7 protein-coding genes are annotated in these 6,255 nt (G+C 70.5%); 3 read left to right on the top strand and 4 right to left on the bottom strand.

What is annotated here, in order from left to right:
* On the top strand, positions 1 to 567 hold a 567-nt coding region (locus tag ACFTZB_RS41615), incomplete at its 5' end, for an ESX secretion-associated protein EspG (RefSeq protein ID WP_378441188.1).
* A 1-nt stretch (position 568) separates the two neighbouring features.
* Here ACFTZB_RS41615 and ACFTZB_RS41620 read toward each other — a convergent pair.
* The 4 genes from ACFTZB_RS41620 to ACFTZB_RS41635 are packed head-to-tail and all read right to left on the bottom strand — an operon-like array spanning position 569 to position 4,360.
* The gene (locus tag ACFTZB_RS41620; protein WP_378441190.1) at positions 569 to 1,972 is read right to left on the bottom strand and encodes a lipase maturation factor family protein; all 1,404 of its coding nucleotides are present in this window, start codon (positions 1,970 to 1,972) and stop codon (positions 569 to 571) included.
* 55 nt (positions 1,973 to 2,027) lie between these two features.
* Entirely contained in the window at positions 2,028 to 2,699 is a 672-nt protein-coding gene (locus ACFTZB_RS41625) for a histidine phosphatase family protein (RefSeq protein WP_378441192.1), read from the bottom strand.
* Positions 2,696 to 3,613: a prephenate dehydratase gene (pheA, locus tag ACFTZB_RS41630; RefSeq protein ID WP_378441194.1), complete on the bottom strand. Its 918-nt coding sequence runs from the start codon at positions 3,611 to 3,613 to the stop codon at positions 2,696 to 2,698. The genes ACFTZB_RS41625 and pheA overlap by 4 nt, the downstream gene beginning before the upstream one ends.
* Positions 3,614 to 3,667: 54 nt before the next feature.
* The gene (locus ACFTZB_RS41635; protein ID WP_378441196.1) at positions 3,668 to 4,360 is read right to left on the bottom strand and encodes a hypothetical protein; all 693 of its coding nucleotides are present in this window, start codon (positions 4,358 to 4,360) and stop codon (positions 3,668 to 3,670) included.
* A gap of 114 nt (positions 4,361 to 4,474) precedes the next feature.
* On the opposite strand from ACFTZB_RS41635, the gene ACFTZB_RS41640 reads away from it, so the two are divergent.
* Both ACFTZB_RS41640 and ACFTZB_RS41645 read left to right on the top strand, forming a co-directional pair.
* A complete protein-coding gene (locus tag ACFTZB_RS41640) occupies positions 4,475 to 5,239 on the top strand; it encodes a DUF2470 domain-containing protein (protein WP_378441198.1) in 765 nt (254 codons plus the stop codon).
* A 37-nt stretch (positions 5,240 to 5,276) separates the two neighbouring features.
* Positions 5,277 to 6,095 (top strand): CPBP family intramembrane glutamic endopeptidase, encoded by an 819-nt coding sequence (locus tag ACFTZB_RS41645; RefSeq protein WP_378441200.1) that lies wholly within the window; start codon positions 5,277 to 5,279, stop codon positions 6,093 to 6,095.
* Positions 6,096 to 6,255: the final 160 nt, after the last annotated feature.

The following is a 6,255-nucleotide window of genomic DNA, read 5'->3' on the forward strand; positions in this document are numbered from 1 at the left end:
CTCGCCGACCGACTGCGGGTTCTGGCCCGGCCGCTGTGGGAGATCGCCCTGCGCTGGTACGTCGACGGCAGCATCTCGCGACTGTGTGTCTCTCAGGGCGAGGCACTGTCGGTGCTGGCGCTGCGGGCCGGCGACACGTACGTCGTCCAGGACGCGGGCGCCGACATCTTCGCGCCCGTGATCGGTGCCCTGGGGGTGGTGGAGCCGTTGAACATCGGCGTCGTCAACGCACCCACGGCCCAGCTCGGCGAGGCCTTCGACCAGGGCGGAGACGGCAAGTCGCTCGCGGCCGCGCTCGCCGCGCTCGGTGTGCCCGCGGTCGACGCGACCGTTCTGGGCAACGCGATGGCCGGTTGCAGCATCTACGCCGAGATCGTCGGAATCGTCTACGGCGACGGGCAATACGATCCGGTGGGCGGGCCCGTGACGGTGTTCGACACAGGAGCCGGGCGGATCGTCGGCACGTCCAGTGTGTCCGCGCACGGGGTGGCGTGGTCGTCGCTCAGCCCCGGCACCCCGCAACGCCTCCGGCAGGCACTGGAATCGCTGGCCGACCGGCTCCGCTGACCTACACCGGTTGCCGCTTCCACCAGGCACCGGTCTCGCGGCGTTCCTTCCAGGTGGTGAATTCGTACCGGTACATGCGCGCCCGCACGTGTTTCGGCGGATCACCCGGGAACGGGTTGTACTGCAACAACTTCAGGGTGTCCGGATCGTTGCGCAGCAACCGCTCGACGAAACCCCGGAACCACGGTTCGGCGTAGCCGGGCGAGATCGCCGTGAACCAGAGCAACCAGTCCAGCCGCAGGTGATACGGCGCGAACTGGCGCGGCCGCCGGTTGACGTCACCCGGTTTCCCCTTGAAGCCGTACTCCTTCCACTCGGAATGCAGACCGAGATGGGCGTCGGACGTGCCCTCCACGATCACCTCGTACCGCACCCGGGTGATGCTGCCGAACGCGCCGTACGTGTTGACGAAGTGCCACTTGTTGAACGACGCATTCATGCGCTGGCCGTGGGAGATCAGGTTGCGAACGGGCCAGTAGCTCAACACGACGACGAGCGCGGTCACCGCGATCACCGGCACGACGAAGGGCATCGGCGCCGAGTCGGCGGCGGCCGGGACGTCGACGGGCAGCACCGCCTCGTACACGCTGTCGGGGATGACGGACAGACCGAGAACGATGGTCGTCCAGTTCAGCCACGAGAAGTTGCCACTCGCCACCAGCCACAGCTGGGTGACGATCATGATCGTCGCAGCGACGGCGGCGACCGGTTGCGGCGCGAACAGCCCGAACGGCACCACCAGCTGTGCGAAGTGGTTGCCGAGCACCTCGACCCGGTGCAGCGGTTTCGGCAGCCGGTGGAAGTACCAGCTGAACGGCCCGGGCATGGGCTGGGTTTCGTGGTGGTAGTACAGGCAGGTGAGGTTCTTCCAGCATCGGTCGCCGCGCATCTTGATCAGCCCGGCCCCGAATTCGAGCCGGAACAGCAACCACCTCAGCATCAGCAGCACCAGGATCGGCGGCCCGACCGACGCGTTGCCCAGGAAGATCGCCAAGAAACCCGCCTCGAGCAGCAGCGACTCCCAGCCGAAGCTGTACCAGAGCTGGGAGACGTTGACGATCGAGAGATACAGCACCCACAGGGCGAACCACACGAGCATGCACACGGCGAGCGGGACGACCTGCGTCACACCGAGCAGCGCGGCGAGGGACAGTCCGGCGCCCGTCCAGCAGATGCCCTCGAAGAATCGGTCCGAGTAGTGCAGGTGGAAGATGCTCGGCGCACGCGTGAACGGGACGGCACGGAGAAAGTCCGGGATGGGCAGCATCCCGGTGCTGCCGACCAGCGGCCTGAACTGGTTTCTCGCGGCCAGGAACGCGACGAGGTAGATCGCGGCGAGCCCCTCGGTGACGAGCAGCCGACCGAGCGAATAGTTTTCGCCAACGAACCAATCCACCGCCGTCACTCCTCGAGGACGGTTTCCTCCATCGTCGCGCAACCCCTGGGTGCACGCAACGACGTCACCCCATCGGGTCGTCGGCGCCGGGGATCACCCGGTGCTCGAACGGCGGCTCCACGATTCCCCAGCGCACGCACTCCCAGCCGCCGCCCGCGAGCGGGGTCAACTCCACCGACTGGGTGTTGGCCAGGTGGTTGTTGGCGGCGAACAGCCCCGGCACCCCGGCGAGTTGTGCTGCCACGAGCCGGATGGCGGCGCCGTGGCTGACCAGCACGACGTCGCCCGAGGCCGCCGGGTCGTCGAGGTACTGCTCGCGCAGGGAGTCCACGACCGGGACGTACCGGTCGAGGATGTCGCTGGCGGATTCCCCACCGGGAACGCGGGCGTCCAGTTCGCCGGTGTGCCACAGGTGGAACGTCTTCATGAACAGCTTGTGCGACTCCTCGTCGCTGCGGTCCTCGAGTTCGCCGGCCTGCGCCTCGTGCAGTCCTTCCCGCACCTGGACGGCGATGCCCGACGCCAGTTCCACGAACCGCGCCGTCTGCTGGGCGCGCAGTGCCTGCGAGGACACGAGCGCGGCCGTCGTCGCGTGTGCGGCGAGGTCGTTACCGAGCCGCTCCGCCTGGGAGATCCCTTCGGGTGTCAGCCGGGCGCCGGGCAGCCTCGTGTCGAGTCTGCGCTCGACGTTCGCCTCGGTCTGCCCGTGCCGGACCAGGATCAGCTTGCCGCTCACGTTTCCCTCTCTCCCTGACGGATTCGCTCGATCCAGTCCGCCGCGTCTCCGTCGGACGGCGGGGGCGGGCCGCTCGGGTTGGCGGCGGGCCAGGACCCGAGGAACCGCACGTGCGACTTCCGGTGCAGCGCGCGGAACGCCTCGGCGACGAGCGGGTCGTCGATGTGCCCGATGCAGTCGACGAAGAAGCGGTACAGGCCGGGGGTGGTACGCACCGGCCGCGATTCGATGCGGATGAGATCGATTCCGCGCGTCGCGAACTCGGAGAGCACACCGACGAGGGAGCCGGGGGTGTTGTGGGGTTCGAGGACGGCGGACGTGCGGTCGCCGCCGGTGCGGGCGGGCACCCGGGTGGGCGCGGTGACGAGAACGAATCGGGTGCGGGCGCTCTTCTCGTCGGCGACCCCGTCGGCGAGACTGCGCAGCCCGAGCCGTTCGCCGGCGAGGGCGGTGGACACGGCGGCGTCGGCGAGGCCGTTCGCCACGTCCTCGGCGGCGCCGGCGTTGGAGGATGCCGTCTGGAGCTGGGCGCCGGGGCAGTTCTCCTCCAGCCAGATTCGCACCTGGCCGGCCGCCACCGGGTACGCCCGCACGGTACGCACCTGGTCGAGCCGTTCGACGCCCGCCCCGCCGAGGATCGTGAACGCCACGTCGAGTTCGGTCTCGGCGACGATCTGCAGGCGATCGCCCAGCGCGAGCGTGTCGAGGGTGGGCACGACGGCCCCTTCGACGGAGCTCTCGATGGGAACGACGGCACCGTCGACGACGCCGTCCCGCACCATGGCCAGGGTGGCGGGCGGGCTCGTCGCGGGCACCCGCTCGACGGGCCCGTCGAAGGCACCCGCGGCCTCGAGCTGGGCGAGCGCCATCTCCGTGAAGGTTCCCGAGGGTCCGAAATACGCGATCTTTGGCACGCCTACGAGATTACGCACCGAGCCTCGACGGTCCGGCGCATTGACGGTGAATGTTTACCGCAGACCCGCGTCCGCCAGTTCACGGGCGACGAGCACGGGGTCGTCGACCTCGACCCCGAGCAGGACCTCGCGGACGGCCTCCGCGGCCTCCGGGATCAGCGAGGTGAGCCTCGTGGGATCCGGGGTCGCGAGCGCTGCCCGCACGTCGTCGCCGCGGAGGGACGCGACCGTCCCCGACAGCAGCGCGAGCACCTCGGCGGTGTCACGGGCCCGTGCGACGTAGCCGACGTCGGCGTGCGCGAGAACGGCGAGGAAGTCGGCGACCTCGCCGATGGAGTGCCCGCTCGCGAGTCCCGGGATGCGGCCGGCGTCCGCGAGTTGCTGCGCCGTTTCGGCCAGTCCGGAGGCGTCGCTGCCGTCCGCGGTGACGAACACCGCGAGCGGGGACGGCAGCCGCAGCGCGACCGCGTCGCCGAGCTGGCCCGCGGGGCAGTCGAGGTGGAAGCGGACCGCCTCGTAGGAGGCCTGCTCGCGGGTGCGGAGTACGGCCGGGTCGACGTCGAGCCGGACGATGACGCGGCCCGCGTCGGTGCCGACGGCGTCGAGCAGCGCGGACGCCGCGACCACGCGCGGTCCGAGGGCGCCGCCGGCGGCCGGGCTCGCGTCCGCGGTCCCGCTGAGCAGATCCGCGAGCAACGACTGCGGTCCGCGCGAGCGCGGGACGCCGAGGGAGAGAGGTATGGCCACGGTCCCACCGTATGCCCGCCTCGTGGACCGGAATCTTTTCGGGTCTTGCCCTCGCCGGTTCCGTCACATTAGGTTAGGGTTACCTCAGTATCGCGGAACCCTGAAGGAGGCTCCATGCCCGTCACGACCACCGGTCCGTCCACCGCCGAGCGTGTGCGTAGCTCGTGCGCACGGACCCAGGACGCGGTACTCGCCGTCGAAGGCAGCGCACCGACCGTCACGTCGGTCCACCACCTGCGGTCCAGCGGCGACGTCGTCGTCGCGGTGCCCACCGAGTCGGCGGCCGCCACGCTGTCCTGGCTCGCCGGCGGCGGCGGAATCCCGGCCGTGCTCGAACTGACCGACAACTCACCGCTCGCGCTGCGCGAGCCCGTGCGGTCGCTCGTCTGGCTGCGCGGCACCCTCCACGCGCTGTGCGAGGCACACACCCGCGCCCTCGCCGACGAGGTGGCCTCCGAATACCCGCACCCCGGACTTCTCGACGTCGGGCACGACGCGACGCTGCTGCAACTGCGCCTCGAATCGGCGGTGGTCGCCGATTCGAGCGGCGCCGAACCCGTCGCCCTCGACGACCTGCTCGCCGCCCGGCCCGACCCGTTCTGGGAGATGGAGACCGCGTGGCTCCAGCACCTCGACGAAGACCACCGCGACCTCATCGACATGCTGTCCCGCAAGCTGCCGCCGCACATGCGGCGCGGACGCGTCCGCCCCCTGGGCATCGACCGGTACGGACTGCGGCTGCGCGTCGAGAACGACCACGGCGACCGCGACATCTGGATGCCGTTCTCCGCCCCGGTCGACGACACCGTCTCCCTGAGCAGGGCGATCCGGCTGCTGGTGGGATGCCCGTTCGTGAACGGACTCCGCGCGCGCGGCTGACCGGCCTTCCGATTCGCCGCACGCTAGCGTGTGCGGCGTGATCTCGCGCGCAACGCTCGCCTCCTGGCTGCAGCCGGCCTCACCCGAACCGGCCGCCCCCGTCGCGACGGGCACCGAGCGCCGGGCCCTGCGGATCGAGATCACGATCGTCCTGCTCGTCACGTTCGGGACCAGCGGGCTGTCGGGACTGCTGTCGCTGACCGAATCGCTGCTGACACCGGGCAACCTGGCCGACCAGGCCGTCGCCCTCAACGTCGCCCGCGCCGAGAACCAGATCATCGACGTCGCCCGGCAACTGCTCGGCGTCGTGAAACTTCTCGCGTGGGGCGCCCTGGGGCTGTATCTCCTGTGGCGCAGCGGCGTCGGCCCGCGCGACGTCGGGCTCGGCCGTTTCCGCTGGCGACCCGACGCGACGCAGGGTGTCGGGCTCGCCGCACTCATCGGTCTGCCCGGGCTCGGCTTCTACCTGCTGGCCCGCGCCGTCGGCGCCAACCTCACCGTCGTCCCCAGCACGATCGGGGACCACTGGTGGCGTCTGCCCGCCCTGATCCTGTGGGCGATCGCGAACTCCGGCGCGGAGGAAGTGCTCGTCGTCGCGTATCTGATCACGCGGCTGCGGCAACTCGGGTGGAGCGAGAATTCTTCGCTGCTGGCGTCGGCGCTGCTGCGGGGGACGTATCACCTCTACCAGGGCTTCGGCGGCGGGCTGGGCAACGTCGTCATGGGTCTGGTGTTCGGCCGGTACTGGCAGAAGACCGGACGGTTGTGGCCTCTCGTGATCGCGCACGCCACCATCGATTCGGTCGCGTTCGTCGGCTACGCCGCGCTGCGGGGGCACGTCGGCTGGATTCCGTAATCCGGCCGGACCAGTAAAGTCGGGCGGGTGACCGGCGACGCCCCCTATCCTCCGCTGCCGCCCCGTCCGCCTCGGCGGACGCCGGGCGGGCAGCAGGTGCCGCCACCCCAGAACCGCCGAATGCCGCCTCCTGACCAGCGAATCCCTCCGCAGACGCGGC

The sequence above is a fragment of the Rhodococcus sp. NPDC057014 genome (assembly GCF_042673295.1).
Lineage (GTDB): Bacteria > Actinomycetota > Actinomycetes > Mycobacteriales > Mycobacteriaceae > Rhodococcus_F.